At 69.9% G+C, this 13,507-nt stretch carries 14 protein-coding genes and 1 pseudogene; 9 read left to right on the top strand and 6 right to left on the bottom strand.

Annotated elements, in window-relative coordinates:
* Nucleotides 1-146 precede the first annotated feature (146 nt).
* The 3 genes and pseudogenes from ABZ904_RS06840 (at nucleotide 147) to ABZ904_RS06830 (ending at nucleotide 2,788) form a co-directional block, all read left to right on the top strand.
* Nucleotides 147-701, top strand: a complete 555-nt coding sequence (locus ABZ904_RS06840; protein ID WP_359392321.1) for a methylated-DNA--[protein]-cysteine S-methyltransferase — start codon at nucleotides 147-149, stop codon at nucleotides 699-701.
* 280 nt (nucleotides 702-981) lie between these two features.
* Nucleotides 982-1,887: a pseudouridine-5'-phosphate glycosidase gene (locus ABZ904_RS06835; protein ID WP_359392319.1), complete on the top strand. Its 906-nt coding sequence runs from the start codon at nucleotides 982-984 to the stop codon at nucleotides 1,885-1,887.
* A pseudogene (locus tag ABZ904_RS06830) lies at nucleotides 1,884-2,788 on the top strand (sugar kinase). Before ABZ904_RS06835 ends, ABZ904_RS06830 begins: the two are co-directional and overlap by 4 nt.
* Before the next feature lie 93 nt (nucleotides 2,789-2,881).
* On the opposite strand, the gene ABZ904_RS06825 reads toward ABZ904_RS06830, so the two are convergent.
* Nucleotides 2,882-3,676: a methyltransferase domain-containing protein gene (locus ABZ904_RS06825; protein ID WP_359392315.1), complete on the bottom strand. Its 795-nt coding sequence runs from the start codon at nucleotides 3,674-3,676 to the stop codon at nucleotides 2,882-2,884.
* 233 nt (nucleotides 3,677-3,909) lie between these two features.
* On the opposite strand from ABZ904_RS06825, the gene ABZ904_RS06820 reads away from it, so the two are divergent.
* Entirely contained in the window at nucleotides 3,910-5,037 is a 1,128-nt protein-coding gene (locus tag ABZ904_RS06820; protein WP_360989423.1) for a magnesium and cobalt transport protein CorA, read from the top strand.
* Between the two features lie 15 nt (nucleotides 5,038-5,052).
* Here ABZ904_RS06820 and ABZ904_RS06815 read toward each other — a convergent pair whose 3' ends face one another.
* Both ABZ904_RS06815 and ABZ904_RS06810 read right to left on the bottom strand, forming a co-directional pair.
* Entirely contained in the window at nucleotides 5,053-5,472 is a 420-nt protein-coding gene (locus tag ABZ904_RS06815) for a CBS domain-containing protein (protein WP_359392311.1), read from the bottom strand.
* Between the two features lie 219 nt (nucleotides 5,473-5,691).
* Nucleotides 5,692-6,333 carry a uridine kinase gene (locus ABZ904_RS06810; protein ID WP_360989420.1) on the bottom strand — a complete coding sequence of 214 codons (642 nt, stop codon included), beginning with the start codon at nucleotides 6,331-6,333 and terminating at the stop codon, nucleotides 5,692-5,694.
* A gap of 238 nt (nucleotides 6,334-6,571) precedes the next feature.
* Here ABZ904_RS06810 and ABZ904_RS06805 point away from each other — a divergent pair, with 238 nt between their 5' ends.
* The 3 genes from ABZ904_RS06805 (at nucleotide 6,572) to ABZ904_RS06795 (ending at nucleotide 9,537) form a co-directional block, all read left to right on the top strand.
* The gene (locus tag ABZ904_RS06805) at nucleotides 6,572-7,261 is read left to right on the top strand and encodes a DUF2293 domain-containing protein (RefSeq protein WP_360989417.1); all 690 of its coding nucleotides are present in this window, start codon (nucleotides 6,572-6,574) and stop codon (nucleotides 7,259-7,261) included.
* Nucleotides 7,262-7,462: 201 nt separating this feature from the next.
* The gene (locus ABZ904_RS06800; RefSeq protein ID WP_359392305.1) at nucleotides 7,463-7,939 is read left to right on the top strand and encodes an anthrone oxygenase family protein; all 477 of its coding nucleotides are present in this window, start codon (nucleotides 7,463-7,465) and stop codon (nucleotides 7,937-7,939) included.
* A gap of 107 nt (nucleotides 7,940-8,046) precedes the next feature.
* Nucleotides 8,047-9,537, top strand: a complete 1,491-nt coding sequence (locus ABZ904_RS06795; RefSeq protein ID WP_360989414.1) for a glutamate synthase subunit beta — start codon at nucleotides 8,047-8,049, stop codon at nucleotides 9,535-9,537.
* A gap of 332 nt (nucleotides 9,538-9,869) precedes the next feature.
* On the opposite strand, the gene ABZ904_RS06790 is transcribed toward ABZ904_RS06795, so the two are convergent.
* The 3 genes from ABZ904_RS06790 to ABZ904_RS06780 all read right to left on the bottom strand — a co-directional run bounded on the left by ABZ904_RS06790 (nucleotide 9,870) and on the right by ABZ904_RS06780 (nucleotide 11,889).
* Nucleotides 9,870-10,685 (bottom strand): SAM-dependent methyltransferase, encoded by an 816-nt coding sequence (locus ABZ904_RS06790; protein WP_359389511.1) that lies wholly within the window; start codon nucleotides 10,683-10,685, stop codon nucleotides 9,870-9,872.
* 89 nt (nucleotides 10,686-10,774) lie between these two features.
* Nucleotides 10,775-11,029 (bottom strand): DUF397 domain-containing protein, encoded by a 255-nt coding sequence (locus tag ABZ904_RS06785; RefSeq protein ID WP_359389508.1) that lies wholly within the window; start codon nucleotides 11,027-11,029, stop codon nucleotides 10,775-10,777.
* Entirely contained in the window at nucleotides 11,029-11,889 is an 861-nt protein-coding gene (locus ABZ904_RS06780) for a helix-turn-helix transcriptional regulator (RefSeq protein WP_359389506.1), read from the bottom strand. Before ABZ904_RS06780 ends, ABZ904_RS06785 begins: the two co-directional genes overlap by 1 nt.
* 269 nt (nucleotides 11,890-12,158) lie before the next feature.
* Between ABZ904_RS06780 and ABZ904_RS06775 the strand changes: the two genes are divergently transcribed.
* Nucleotides 12,159-12,872: an ATP-binding protein gene (locus ABZ904_RS06775; RefSeq protein ID WP_360989411.1), complete on the top strand. Its 714-nt coding sequence runs from the start codon at nucleotides 12,159-12,161 to the stop codon at nucleotides 12,870-12,872.
* Nucleotides 12,863-13,306, top strand: a complete 444-nt coding sequence (locus ABZ904_RS06770) for a hypothetical protein (RefSeq protein WP_360989408.1) — start codon at nucleotides 12,863-12,865, stop codon at nucleotides 13,304-13,306. Before ABZ904_RS06775 ends, ABZ904_RS06770 begins: the two co-directional genes overlap by 10 nt.
* The last annotated feature ends 201 nt before the right edge of the window (nucleotides 13,307-13,507 follow it).

Here is a 13,507-nt window from a genome sequence, read left to right as displayed (position 1 = left end):
TGGAGAAGTCGCCTGCAGGCAGACGCTTCGGTCAGTGATCCAGCCGTGCCGGAAGAACCGGACCCGACGCACCCTACGCAGCCCCCGAGGATCCCGGGAAGCCACCGTCAACGCTAAATGTCAGTGCCGCGCCGTACGGTAGGCGCATGGACAGTCATGGGCAGTACGAACACCAGCTGGTGTGGGCCGTGGTCGGCACGGACATCGGTCCGCTGCTGCTGGCCGCCACTCGGGACGGCTTGGTGAACGTGGTCTTCCATGCGACGGACGCCGTGCGCGACAAGGCAGTGGAGCGGCTCGCGTCCCGGCTCGGTACGGAGCCCGTCGAGGACCCCGGCTCACCGCTCCTGACCGAGGCGATACGCCAGGTGGAGGCGTACTTCTCGGGTGAGCGGCGCGACTTCGAGCTGCCGTTGGACTGGTCCCTGATCACCGGGTTCAACCGCCAGGTGCTGCGCGAGCTGGCGTCGGGGGTGCCGTACGGCGCGGTGGTCGGGTACGGCGACCTGGCCGGCCGGGTCGGTCAGCCGGGCGCGGCGCAGGCCGTGGGGGTGGCGATGGGCTCGAATCCCTTGCCGGTGGTGGTGCCCTGCCATCGGGTGGTCGAGAGCGACGGAGGCATAGGCGGCTTCGGGGGCGGACTCGAGACCAAGCGGAAGCTGCTCGCGCTCGAGGGAGTGCTGCCGGAGCCGCTGTTCTGAGCCGGGTGGCCGTAGGGGCGTGCGTGGCCCTGTAGGCGCTCTCTGCACCTGAGGGACTGCGCGCACCTCTCGTGGTGCCGCACTAGGCGACGTGCCGGCCGGCCCGCTGCGGAACGGCCGCTCCGTGCCGCACTCACCGGAGAGATCGACACGGTCGAGACACGGCGAATTGTCCGTCACGCCCACAGGCTGGTGTCCTCCCCCAAGCCTCGCGGGGGGGTTTGGCGGGTCGCGCCGCCCGCCAGAGATGAGGGAAGACCCGAAGACAGGAGGCAGGCGCGTGCTGGTGGTGTCCGAAGAGGTACGGGAGGCGCTCGCCGCGCGCCGGCCGGTGGTGGCCCTGGAGTCGACGATCATCGCGCACGGACTGCCGCGCCCCCGCAACCTCCGGGTCGCGCTGGAACTGGAGGACGTCGTCCGGGAGGAGGGCGCCGTACCGGCGACGATCGCCGTCCTGGACGGCCGCGCCCATGTCGGTCTCGACAAGGGGCAGGTGGAGCGGGTCGCGAACGAGGAAGGGATCCGCAAGCTGGGGCATCGCGATCTGCCGCTCGCGGTCGCTGCGAAAGTGAGCGGGGCGACCACCGTGTCCGCGACCGCGCTGCTGGCCTCGCTCGCGGGGGTACGCGTGTTCGCGACAGGCGGGCTCGGCGGTGTCCACCGGGAGTGGACCGTGACCCAGGACGAGTCGGCCGACTTGGGACTGCTGGCACGGACCAGGATCACCGTGGTGTGCGCGGGTGTGAAGTCGATCCTGGACGTGCCCGCTACGCTGCAGCGCCTGGAGACCCTGGGAGTGGCGGTGGCCGGCTATCGCACGGATCGCTTCCCGGGCTTCTATCTGTCCGACTCAGGACACCCGGTGGACTGGACCCTGGAGTCACCGGAGCAGGTGGCGCAGGTCATGCGTGCGCAGGACGGGCTCGGAGGCCCTGAGTCGGCCCTCATCGTCGCCAATCCGGTTCCCCGGGAGGAACAGCTCGATCCGGGTATCCACGAGCGCGTACTCGCCGACGCGCTGCACGCCTGCGAGGAGGACGGCATCAGCGGTCAGGCGGTCACACCGTTCCTCCTCGACCACCTGGTCCGGCACACCGACGGAGCCTCGTTGAACGCCAACCTGGCAGCCGTACGGGGAAACGTACGCCTGGCGGCGCGGATCGCGGCGGCCTGGGCGGGGGCGTGAGCGGGGCGCTGCTCGTCGTCGGGGACGTCGTCACGGATGTCGTCGCCCGGCACCGCGGCCCGCTGGCATCCGGCACGGACACGGCAGCGGTCATCCGGACACTGCCCGGTGGCGCGGGCGCGAACGTCGCGTGCTGGGCGGCCCACTGGGGCTGCCCGGACGTACGGCTGCTGGGTCGCGTCGGAGCCGAGGCGGTCGCCTGGCACGAGAGGGCGCTGACGGCCTCGGGTGTACGGCCCCACCTCGTCGTCGACCCCGAGGCACCCACGGGACGGTCGTCTGCCTCGTGGACAACGGCGCCTCGGCGGAGCGCACCTTCCTCACAGACAGCGGGGCATCACTGCGGCTGACGCCCGAGGACTGGTCGGACGCGCTGCTCGACGGTGTCCGGCGGCTGCATCTGTCGGGCTACCTGTTCTTCTCCGACTCGAGCCGGGAGCTGGCGAAAACGGCACGGGGGGCAGCACGCGCGCGTGGAGTGCCGGTGAGTCTGGACCCGGCATCCGCCGGATTCCTGACGGAGGTGGGCGTCGACACCTTCCTTGCACTCGCCGAGGGGGTCGATGTGCTGCTGCCCAGCCAGGACGAGGCGTGTCTGCTGACCGGACTGCCCGACGCGGCCGACGCGGCAGCCAAGTTGAGCCGTCACGTCCCTTTGGTGGTCGCCAAGCTGGGCGCCCAGGGAGCACTGGTTGCGGCGTCGGGAGAGGTACGGGCCTGGATTCCCGCGGTCCCCGCCGCCCCACGTGACACCACGGGAGCGGGGGACGCGTTCACCGGAGCGTTCCTGGCGGCACTGCTCGCGGGAGCCGACCCGGAGGACGCGGCAACCGACGGGTGCAGGGCGGGAGCCGTGGCGGTGGAGAGGGTGGGAGGCAGACCCGCGAGCGACGCCTGGTAGGTGCCGACCGAGTCCGCCCGCCGAGGGGCGCCACTCTCCCTTGTTCCTTTACTCCTTGTTCCTTTACTCCTTGTTCCTTTACTCCTTGTTCCTTTACTCCTTGTATCCCCATGCCGAGATCATCGGTGCCGTCGCAAGATCCATGGTGCCGGAGGCGACATTGGACAGATGACGGTCGATCTCCTCGTCCGTGGCGAGGCCGGCGGAGACGAGGCGGTCCCGGATCTGACGGACCGTCGCCGCTTCGAGGGCGGTGCAGGCCGGCGAGGTGATGGGGAAGTGGGCATCGGCCTCCACGCGACGCAGGCCCGCCTCGCGCAGCAGACGCGGGAGCCGGCGGCCGTACGACAAGTCGGCGCCGCGTTCGGCGAGGAGGGTGCGGAAGCCCGTGCGCAGCCGGTTGGCAAGCTGCTGTTCGGGGCCGTACTCGTCCGGGCAGATGAGCGGCTGGAGCGCGGGGTCGGCGTCCTCGATCAGGAGCCGTCCGCCGGGACGCAGCGCCTTGATCATCGATCGCAACGCCCGCTCCCGGTCCGGCACATGGACGAGGACGAGCCGGGCGTGCACGAGATCGAAGCCCTCCCCCGGCGGTTCCTCGGCACCCACGTCGTGCGTGCGGATCTCGATCGGGGCGCGCGCGGCCGCTGCCGCCCAGGAGGTGTCGATGTCGGTCGCGAGGACCTTTCCGGTGGGGCCGACTTTCCTGGCGAGCCAGGAAATCACGGAGGTGCCTCCGGCGCCGACCTCCCAGCAACGCCAGCCGAGTCCGAGGCCGAGGTCCTCGAGATGGCGGAACGTCGTGGGGTCGAAGAGCGTGGAGAGCGCCTCGAAACGCCGGCCCGCCTCCGTCTGCTGGTTGTCGAGGAGATACCCGTCGGTTGGCGTCATGAGGAGATCATCCCAGGTGGCCCGTCCCTTCGTGCGGGGCGACTCTCCGCACGGCTCCCGCGATCGGACCCTCGAAGGGCCGCGGCAATACCCCACGCGCCCCACCGAGGTCCTGCACAACGACCGAAGCGGAACGTACCGTTTCCACAGGCTTTTCCGGCGATCGAGCCGGACTGGCAGACTGGCCCGAAAGCCGCACTTCGGCGCGGGGAGATCCACGCAAGGAGATCCAGATGTCCATGGCAGGGAATCTGCGGAAGGTCACGAGCCTCGGCAGGGTCGACGGCCTCCGCAGGGTAGCGGGGTTGGCGCGGCGTCGTGGGCGCGTCGATCTGAGCCACCCTGCCCGGTCACCTCTGGGCTCCGCGGTGGTCAACTGCGTGACGTACCGGGACGGTGTACGCGTTCCCGGCGGCCGCGATCTGGTCGAAACGGTGGAACAGGTGCGCAAGAGCGGCGACGGCTTCGTGTGGCTCGGCCTGCACGAGCCGACGGTCCAGGAGTTCGAGGGCATCGCCGATCTCTTCGACCTGCACCCGCTCGCGGTCGAGGACGCGGTGGAGGCCCACCAGCGCCCGAAGCTGGAGCGGTACGGAAACACGCTGTTCGCGGTCTTCAAGACCGTCTGCTACGTGGAGCACAAGGAGCTGACCGCGACGAGCGAGGTCGTGAACACCGGTGAGATCATGGTGTTCGTCGGCCCCGCCTTCGTCATCTCGGTGCGACACGGCCGGCACGGTTCGCTCGGCCCACTCCGGGAGGAACTGGAGGCCGACTCGCAGCAACTCGCCAAAGGCCCCGCCGCGGTGCTGCACGCGATCGCCGACCATGTGGTGGACGACTATCTCGGCGTCACCGACGCGGTGCAGCAGGACATCGACCAGGTCGAGTCGGACGTCTTCGCGGAGAACGGCGCACGACTGGATCCAGGCCGCATCTACCAGCTCAAGCGTGAGCTCCTCGAGCTGAAGCGGGCGGTGGCGCCACTGAATCGTCCCATCCAGGAGTTGGCCACCACCCCGATCCGGGTGATCGCCCCGGAGATACAGGCCTACTTCCGCGATGTCTCCGACCACCTGCTGCGCACCACCGAGCAGATAGCGGCCTTCGACGAGTTGCTCAACTCGATCCTGCAGGCGCATCTCGCGCAGGTGAGCGTGACGCAGAACGAGGACATGCGGCGGATCACGGCATGGGCCGCTCTCATCGCGGTGCCGACCATGGTCACCGGCGTGTACGGCATGAACTTCAGCTACATGCCCGAGTTGCGCTGGAAACTGGGCTATCCGCTGGTTCTGGTCGTCATAGCCGTCGGTTGTCTCGTCCTGTACCGAGGGTTCAAGCGCAACGGCTGGCTGTAGCAGCCGGTCAGCGCCTCAGCTCCCGGCGTAGACGCCCTCGACCCAAGTGGCGAGCTGCTCGGCCCTCAGATGACGGGCCAGATCGGACTCGCTGATCATGCCGACGAGACGCTTGTTCTCGATGACGGGAAGCCGGCGGATCTTGTGCTCCTCCATCTCGTTGAGCACCTCGTCGACATTGGCGTCCGCGTCGATCCAGCGCGGCGTGCCCTGGGCCATGTCGCCCGCGGTCACGCGTGAGGGGTCATGGCCCATGGCCACACAGCCGACGACGATGTCGCGGTCGGTGAGGATGCCGCAGAGCCGCTCGTTCTCGTCACTGATGGGCAGCGCACCGACGTTGAGTTCGCGCATCAACTGGGCGGCGCGGTCCAGGGTTTCGTGGGCGGGGATCCACTGGGCGCCACGGTGCATGATGTCTCCGGCGGTGGTCATGGAGCACCTCCTGATGCCGGACGGCCGGCGCGGCACGGAACGCACCGCATGTCCCGGCGCCTTTCATTCTCGCCGTGTCCCTGAGGCATTGCACCCGGAGCAGCCGGGCAGTGCAGGTGCTCGGGAGTGCCGGGTGCGGCGGTGAGCCGAGGAGGTTCGCGGTCGGGCCGGGGAGCTCTCCCCATCACATGCACGCACATGCAGAGCGGAACCAGCGCGTCAGCCGTTCCACGCGGGGTGGCGCGGGTCGTCCGCACGGATCAGTACGTCCGCGGCGGCACCCGGGTCCGTCTCGGCCTCGTACCGCTCGAAGGCGGGCAGCGTCCAGTGCTCCGCCTCCGGGGTACGGCGGCGCAGCGCGCCAGGCGAGAGGAACACGTGGACGGTCAGGTCGAAGGGGAACCAATGCCTCAGGAGGAGGGGGCCATGGAGCAGGAGGAGCCCACCGAGCGGAAGCCGTACATAGGGACTGCGGGTGGCGCGGTCGGTGACCGGGTCCCACAGGTCGGGCAGGAGGCGGCCGTCGCCACCGGGTTCGAGGGGGCCGAAGACCTCGCGCCACAGGGCGCCGGTGTCGAGCCAGCCGTCGTAATAGGCATCCAGGTCCCGGTGGCCGTGCTCAAGGCGGACGGATGCGGGACGCAGGAAGCCGTCCGTGCCGACGACGAGCGAGGGCAGGCCACGTATGCGCAGCGCATCGGATACGCGCAGGGCGAGGTCGCCGGGATGCGCCGCCGGGGCTCCGTCGAACGCGATGCGCGGCCAGGGGCTGCCGTCGGCGGGCTTCAGGTCGAGCAGCCGGTCGGCAAGGAGGTCGCCGAGCCGTTCCCAGGTGATCGCTTCGAGTCGCACAGGGCCCATGATGCCGCGCCCCGACGGGAAACCCCCGGCCTGGCCCGTGCGGGCAGGACGGAAGGGGCGCGACAGCCGGCCGGCGTCACGATCGGTGCCGGGAAGGCGACGCATCGATCGCCGAGGAGGCCGGACAGGGTCGGCCGCCCGGTTCACCGAGTCGCCCGGCGGGGCCGCGCCCGCAATGACACCGGATCGGATCGGTGCGCCGAGGTCGTCGTCGGGACGGGAGGGGAATGAAGCGGTTATGGCGCCGACCTCAATTCCTCCGCCCTGGAGCGGACTTCTTGTGTTCCAGCCGGTCAAGCGACGGCACTGTGCCCGGTGCGGAAGGGGGCCGTTACCGTTGCTGGTGCTGGAGGAGGGTGCGCCCAGATGTCTGGACTGTGCGGACCTCGGGCACCTGGTGTTCCTGCCCCGCGGCGATACGGCGCTGACCAGGCGGTCACGCGAGGCGAGCACGCTGTCCGCTGTGGTGGTGCGGTTCAATCGGCGCCAGAGCCGGTACGAGCGGCAGGGGGTGCTCGTCGAGGAGGCGGCACTGGCGCTGGCCGAGGAGCACTGCCTGGCGGACGCCGAGGCACGCCGCAGACGCCGGGCGCGGGACGCACGGCGCCGGGCGGCGGAGGATGTGCGGTTCACGGAGGCGTTCGCCCGGGAGATCCGGCGGCTGTTTCCCGGATGTCCGGCAGCGCAGGCGCAGGAGATCGCGGCCCATGCGTCGCTGCGCGGAAGCGGGCGGGTCGGGCGCAGTGCGGCGGGCCGGGCACTGTCGCCGGAGGCGGTGGCGGCCGCGGTGCGCGCCGCCGTACGTCACACGCAGACGCCGTACGACCAGCTCCTGATGAACGGGGTGCTGCGGCTCGAGGCGCGGCGGCGCATCGCGAACGACGTGGAGTCGGTGCTGCGGGACTGGCAGCTCCGGGAGGCGGCATGACCCCGGACCAGGCTGAGCGGTCGAGCGGGAACCAGCGCCGACTGCCTTGCGTCCCGTGATTCCGCGCCGATGGGCCATGGACGGTCGGGCGTGCAGCCGCGCCAGCCGTGCATGGTCACAGGTCTCGCGCGACATGTCACTTCTGGTGACGGGAAGAGATGGGAAGGATCCCCCTGTTCGGGGACCGATGCGGGAGTTGACATGACGGATTGGCCGTACGCTCTGCTGGCCGTGCTCGGGGTGCTGGGTACCGGGCTGGTGGCAGGGGTGTTCTGCGGGTTCTCCACGTTCGTGATGCGGGGGCTCGGCTCCCTGCCGCCGGCGCAGGGGATCGCCGCGATGAACGCGATCAACAAGGCGGCGGTGACACCGGCCTTCATGATCATATTCGTTGGGTCCGCGATGGTGTGCGCCGTGGTCGCCGTGGTGACGTTCGTGCTGTGGCCGGCCGAGGCGGTGGAACTGCTGGTCGGCAGTGCCCTCTATCTGATCGGTGTGTTCGGAGTGACCGCCGTGGCGAATGTTCCGCGCAACGAGGCACTTCTGCGGACAGGCCCCGGCTCTCCGGAGGCGTCCGCGTACTGGCACACATATGTGAGCGAGTGGACCATGTGGAACCACGTCCGCATGGTGGCCTCGACCGGCGCTGCGGTCTCCTATGTTCTCGCCCTCACCTGAGGCCCCCGGGAGCCCTTTCCGCAGGTCCGGCGCCGAGGAGCGGGTGGGGCGGTGGCGTCGTATCGTGACCTGAAGCGGTCCCGTACGCGCACGCAAGGGAGACGGCCATGGCCGATCCCAAGGGATTCATGAGCACACCGCGCGAGGAGTGGCCCCGCAGGCCCGTCGAGGAGCGGGTACGGGACTGGAACGAGGTGTACGTCCCGGGTGCGTTGTTGCCGATCATCAGCAGGCAGGCCAACCGGTGCATGGACTGCGGAATCCCGTTCTGCCACGAGGCCTGCCCGCTCGGGAACCTCATCCCCGAGTGGAACGACCTCGTCTCACGCGAGGACTGGCGAGCGGCGAGCGACCGGCTGCACGCCACCAACAACTTCCCTGAGTTCACGGGGCGCTTGTGTCCGGCGCCCTGCGAGGCGGGGTGTGTCCTCGCCATCAACCAGCCCGCGATCACCATCAAGAACGTGGAGGTGGCCATCGCGGACCGGGCCTGGGAGGAGGGGTTCGCTCCGCCCTGCCCACCGGAGCGGCTCTCGGGGCGGACCGTCGCGGTCATCGGTTCGGGACCGGCGGGTCTGGCGGCGGCCCAGCAGCTCACCCGTGCCGGACACACGGTGGCGGTGTACGAGCGGGCGGACCGGATCGGGGGGCTGCTGCGGTACGGGATACCGGCTTTCAAGATGGAGAAGCGACATCTGAACCGGCGGCTGGAGCAGATGCGCGCCGAAGGGACGAAGTTCCGTACGTCGACGACCATAGGGAAGGACATCGGGGCGGACGAACTGCGGGCTCGGTACGACGCCCTGGTGATCGCGACCGGTGCGACGGCCTGGCGCGAACTGGATGTGCCCGGGCGGGAGTTGGCCGGGATACATCAGGCGATGGAGTACCTTCCGCTGGCCGACCGGGTGTGCGAGGGCGACCTTGAGGTCTCGCCTCTGTCGGCGGTCGGCAAGCACGTCGTGATCGTGGGCGGCGGGGACACCGGGGCGGACTGCCTGGGAACCGCGGTACGCGAACGAGCCGCCTCCGTGACACAGCTGGACATCTACCCACTGCCGCAGGCGGAGCGGGACGAGGACACCGAGCCATGGCCGACGTATCCGAAGATCTACCGGCTCTCGGGCGCGCACGAGGAGGCGCGGGATCTGGGCACAGCGCCCGCGGCGGACGCGGACGCACGGCTGTTCGCGGCGTCCACCCTGCGGTTCACGGGCGACGCGGACGGGCATGTGCGGGCCCTGCACCTGGTCGAGGTGGACGAGCGGCGACAGCCGATGCCTGACACCGGGCGCACGCTCCCCGCCGACCTGGTACTGCTCGCGCTGGGGTTCTCGGGACCCGACCGCGGGGACGGGCTGATCGACCAGCTGGGAGTGGCACTCAATGCCCGGGGGACGATCGCACGGGACGAGGACTTCGCGACGAACGTCCCCGGCGTGTACGCCGCGGGGGACGCCGCACGGGGACAGTCGCTGATCGTGTGGGCGATCGCGGAGGGCCGGGCCGTGGCGGCGGCGGTGGACCGGGGCCTGAGCGGCGGTGCGTCGCGCCTGCCGGCACCGATCGGCCCGTACGACCGACCGATGACGGCGTAGCGACCGAGGACGCGGTAGCGACCTCCGGGGTCCACGCTCACGGCCCGGGGCTCTCAAGGCGGCCATCCGCCCGCGATCGGGGTCCACAGGGACACGACCGGGGAGAACACGTTCGGGAGGAACACGCACGTCCGGCAGGGACGCACCCTGCCGGACCACGACTCGCAGGAACACGTCCGGCTGAACGCACAGCCGCCCAGGGACACGTCCGCCGCCCGTACGACCGTTACGGCCAGGACGACCGTGGTGGCCTTGTGGCCTGGTGGCCGCGGGGTACCCAGTTGGCGCCTCCACGACCCCACGGTCATATACGGGCCTGCTCGGCCCGGTCCCTACGCCTTCCGGCCCACCGCTCCGTAGCCGGGGATGACGCCGTCGTCCTGCCCGGGAACCGGCTCGCCCAGCTCGGGGTGCCACTTGTGGACGACCTCGACACCGGGTTCGACCAGTTCAAGTCCGTCGAAGAAGCGGGCGAACTCGGCGCGGGAGCGGAGCGCCAGCGTGACCCCGGCGGCCTTGAGCTTCTCGGTCGCCGCCACCGACTCCTCCGGAGTGAAGTCGGGGGTGGCGTGGGTCATCATCAGGTAACTGCCGGAGGGCAGTTCCGACAACAGTCGGCCGACCAGTTCGTGCGCCCCGTCCTCGTCGGAGATGAAGTGGAGCAGCGCGACGAGGGAGAGCGCGACGGGGCGGTTGAAGTCGAGAACCTTCCTGGCACCCTCGATGATGGCGTCCGGGTCGCGCACATCCGCCTGCAGGTACTCGGTCACGCCTTCGGATGTGCTGCGCAGCAGGGCCGCGGCGTGGGCGAGCACGATGGGGTCGTTGTCGCAGTAGACGACACGCGCGTCCGGCGCGATCCGCTGCGCGATCTGGTGGAGGTTCGGCTCGGTCGGGATGCCTGTGCCGATGTCGAGGAACTGCCGGATGCCGCTCTCGGCCAGCCAGCGCGTGGCGCGGTGCATGAACGCGCGGTTCACCCGTGCCATCACCGGTACACGCGGGTCGAGGGCGAGCATCTGCCGGCCCATCTCCTCGTCGACGGGGTAGTTGTCCTTCCCGCCGAGGTACCAGTCGTACATGCGCGCGGGGTGAGGCTTGCTCGTGTCGATGACGACGGCGTCCTGGGCGGGGTCCTGCCCGGTCATGAGGAGCTCCGTGAGTCTGTAGGACAGTCAATGGTCAACTGAGTGTCAATTTAGCGGTGGGACAGCAACGTCATGAACCAGCAAGGGAGTTAAGAGAGCAGGAAGTCCGCCTCCCCCGCCTTGGCTCCCTCGATGAACGCGGTCATCTCGTCGGAGGTGTAGATCAGCGCGGGACCGTCGGGGTCGGTGGACTGGCGGACGGCTATGCGGCCGTCGGCGAGCTTCATGGCCTCGAGGCAGTTGCCGCCGTTGCCTCCACTCCACGGCTTGTGCCAGCCCTCGCTGCCCAGTTCGCGGGCGGGCATGCCGTTGTAGACGCGTCTGCGCGGCGTGATGCGATCCATTACAGCTCCTTGCGGAGATCCTCGAGGATCTCCTTCGTGCGTTGTGCCGTGGCGGCCTGAGCCGCCATGCGGTCCATGACCTCGAGGTGGGTCGCCACCTCGGCGCGAGCGTCCAGGTAGACGGCTCCGGTCAGGTACTCGCTGTAGACCATGTCCGGCAGTTCCGGCATGGCGAATCGGAACAGTACGAAAGGCCCGTACGTACCCGGATGGGGGCCCGAGGAGAACTCGAGCACCTGGAGCGTCACGTGGGGCAGCCGCATGACCTCGAGGAGCCGTTCGACCTGGGTGCGCATGACCCGAGGGCCGCCGACGGTACGGCGCAGCGCCGTCTCGTCCATCACGGCCCAGATGGCGGGCGCGTTCTCACGTGTCAGCAGTTCCTGGCGCTGCATGCGCAACGCCACGTGCCGTTCGATGTCCTCGGGCCTGGCCTGCCCGACGGCGCCCGACTTCAGTACGCCCCGGGAGTACTCTTCGGTCTGCATGATGCCGGGCACGAAGTGGGGCTCGTACTGACGGATGAGCGCGGCGGCGCCCTCCAGGCTCACATACATCGAGAACCAGCCGGGCAGGATGTCGTGGAACCGCTGCCACCAGCCCGGTTTGTTGGCGTCCTCCGCCAGTTGGACGAACGCCTCGGCCTCGTCGTCGTCCACCCCGTACGACTTCAGCAGCAGTTGAAGATACGGGATCTTCAGCGCGACCTCGGCCATCTCCATACGGCGGACGGTGGCGGGTGCCACACGAAGGATGCGCGCGGCCTCCTCCCGCTTGAGACCTGCCCGTTCACGCAGGTCCAGCAGGCGTCGGCCAAGGACGACCTGACCGACCGTCGGCGCCGAACGCGGCTCGCTCAACGCCGCACCTCCTCCCGTCCTCCGATGTCCTGACAGCCCGGACGCCGCCAGTAGAAACCTTTCCGCACCGCTCATCGCCTGTTCATGCCCGGCATGCGAACCGCAGCCCTGAGCGGCGGACCGGCAGGCCAGTGCTTCGGATCCCAACTGGCGCCGATCAGCGTGCTGTTGCGAGCAGTGTGCCATGCACCTTCTCGCAGTCACACTGCACTCTGCAATTTTCACAGTGACTCTTGCCAAGTGTTCACGCCGCGGCGATAGTGGCAAGCGTGATTCCGTCCGCGTCGTTAGGAACAGACGCCACCGCAGACCGGTTCGGGCCTGGTGGCGCCGCGGGAATGCCCCCCGGCGCGGCCGCTGAACGCCGGTTCCGCTTCGAGCTCGTCGCACATCCGGGCTCCGTCGCACGGGCCCGGCAGCTCACGCGCTCCCGGCTGTCCGGCTGGGCGGTGGGCGAGGACACCTGTGACACGGCGACGCTGGTCGTCTCCGAACTGGTGACCAACGCCATCGTGCACGCGGCCGGAGAGAACGTCGTCTGTGAACTGCGCGACGAGGACGACGTGGTCCGCATAGCGGTGACGGACGAGGGATGTGCTCCGGGTGAGCCACACCCCGGCCCGCAGCGGCCCGACGAGGAGCACGGGAGGGGACTGCTTCTCGTAGCGGCCCTGTGCCGGGCCTGGGGTGCTCAGACGGCGGGTTCCGGACTCCTGGTCTGGGCCGAGCTGGCACGGGACGCCGCCCGGTCGGCGTCCGGCGCCCACCTGGCACAGCCGTCCCGGGACCTGTCGAGTTCCGGCGACAGGCCCCGGGCATCGGAACACACCGCCGCGCAGTACGACCTCGGGTGGAGCGCCAAGAAGCCGCCGGTGAGCGGAGAGCCACGGGCCGACCTGGGCTGGAGCGCGAAGCGCCCTCCGGCCGACGGCGGCGGGTCCGAGGCGGAGGCGTCCTCGGAGGCGGGGCCCTCATGGGTGTGAGGAGTGCACGGGCGGCGCAGGTCCTGACCCTGGACTCGCTGGTACGCCTCAGGCGGGCACAGCCGAAGCCCGGAGCAGTGTCCCGGCGGGTTCAACTGCCCGACGGCATGGCGCTCCCGCTCGGTTGCGACGCGGTGGCGATGCCCGCGCGCCACGGCGCGCTGCTGCTGTCCCGGCTGCCCAGGGTGGGCTGCGTGTACGGCGACCGGACGGACTGGTGGTGGATCGTGCCGTCCGACTCCGATGTCGCACTGGACTGGCCGGCGCCCGCACGTTACGTACCGGGCGCGTTGCTCCCGGGCGCACCGGACAGCCCCGGGCTCGTCCACCGCCCGGACGACAACACGCCGTACACCCCGCCGATCCCGCTGTATCTGGCGCTGTGCCGGATCACCGGCACCGCCCCGGCGTGGTCGCGTCCGCTCAGCGCCTGACCGAACGACCACCGTCTACGACCAAAATCGCCCGCCACGCGAAAGTGCGGTGCCCGGCGGATGGAGGGCTGTCTTCCTGGGGAGACCCTCTTTCGTCCGCACTCGGGGGAGGTCATGCGTGGCGAGGAAGTCCCAGGAATCCGGCGAGAAGAAGGCCGCAGCGGAGGCCCCGGCCACATCCGACTCGGAGTTACTGCTCTT

The organism is Streptomyces sp. NPDC046900 (genome assembly GCF_040644975.1).
Taxonomy (GTDB): domain Bacteria; phylum Actinomycetota; class Actinomycetes; order Streptomycetales; family Streptomycetaceae; genus Streptomyces.
Note: the sequence above shows the minus strand (reverse complement) of the source record. Positions and strands in the feature narration are given on the sequence as shown.

Coding starts and splice junctions, on each gene's coding strand:
- ABZ904_RS06840 (WP_359392321.1), top strand. CDS start 147: ATGGACAGTCATGGGCAGTACGAACACCAGCTGGTGTGGGCCGTGGTC.
- ABZ904_RS06825 (WP_359392315.1), bottom strand. CDS start 3,676: ATGACGCCAACCGACGGGTATCTCCTCGACAACCAGCAGACGGAGGCG.
- ABZ904_RS06820 (WP_360989423.1), top strand. CDS start 3,910: ATGTCCATGGCAGGGAATCTGCGGAAGGTCACGAGCCTCGGCAGGGTC.
- ABZ904_RS06815 (WP_359392311.1), bottom strand. CDS start 5,472: ATGACCACCGCCGGAGACATCATGCACCGTGGCGCCCAGTGGATCCCC.
- ABZ904_RS06810 (WP_360989420.1), bottom strand. CDS start 6,333: ATGGGCCCTGTGCGACTCGAAGCGATCACCTGGGAACGGCTCGGCGAC.
- ABZ904_RS06805 (WP_360989417.1), top strand. CDS start 6,572: ATGGCGCCGACCTCAATTCCTCCGCCCTGGAGCGGACTTCTTGTGTTC.
- ABZ904_RS06800 (WP_359392305.1), top strand. CDS start 7,463: ATGACGGATTGGCCGTACGCTCTGCTGGCCGTGCTCGGGGTGCTGGGT.
- ABZ904_RS06795 (WP_360989414.1), top strand. CDS start 8,047: ATGGCCGATCCCAAGGGATTCATGAGCACACCGCGCGAGGAGTGGCCC.
- ABZ904_RS06790 (WP_359389511.1), bottom strand. CDS start 10,685: ATGACCGGGCAGGACCCCGCCCAGGACGCCGTCGTCATCGACACGAGC.
- ABZ904_RS06785 (WP_359389508.1), bottom strand. CDS start 11,029: ATGGATCGCATCACGCCGCGCAGACGCGTCTACAACGGCATGCCCGCC.
- ABZ904_RS06770 (WP_360989408.1), top strand. CDS start 12,863: ATGGGTGTGAGGAGTGCACGGGCGGCGCAGGTCCTGACCCTGGACTCG.